This window comes from Colwellia ponticola, from assembly GCF_005885605.1.
Classification (GTDB): domain Bacteria; phylum Pseudomonadota; class Gammaproteobacteria; order Enterobacterales; family Alteromonadaceae; genus Colwellia; species Colwellia ponticola.
Window position 1 is genome coordinate 1 of sequence record NZ_SZVP01000180.1, and the last position, 425, is coordinate 425.

At 41.2% G+C, this 425-nt stretch carries 1 protein-coding gene; it reads right to left on the bottom strand.

Annotated features, from left to right (window positions below):
- On the bottom strand, window positions 1-399 hold a 399-nt coding region (locus tag FCS21_RS17885; protein ID WP_222928007.1), incomplete at its 3' end, for a right-handed parallel beta-helix repeat-containing protein.
- Window positions 400-425 lie beyond the last annotated feature (26 nt).

Consider the following 425-nt stretch of genomic DNA (forward strand, 5'->3'; position numbering starts at 1 on the left):
GATTGAATAACCTTTAAAGCCTGCACCCATCAAGTTATTCGTTACTTTAGACGCTTGACCCCAACCGCGCAATTCAAGACAGTTGCCACATTCAGCAATAAAATTATTATGGATTGTTAAGGCATCTGCATTATAAATCGTGACACCATGTTCGAGATAAACCAAACCCATATCTGAAATTAAAAATGAATCTTGCGCACTCGCTACATAAATCCCAGTCTTCCCATTAACATAAGTATTTTCAACATTCGGTTCATCCGTACCATCATCGACGAAGTGTAAGCCATCGATACAGAAATTATTGAATTCAACTGAACTAATCCGTGGGTCACCCTCTCGTTTAACAACAAAGGCCGCACCCTCAATTTCAGGTGCATCTAGTGCTGTTTCAAGAGCCACTAAAATCCGACTGCCCCCTGGCCATA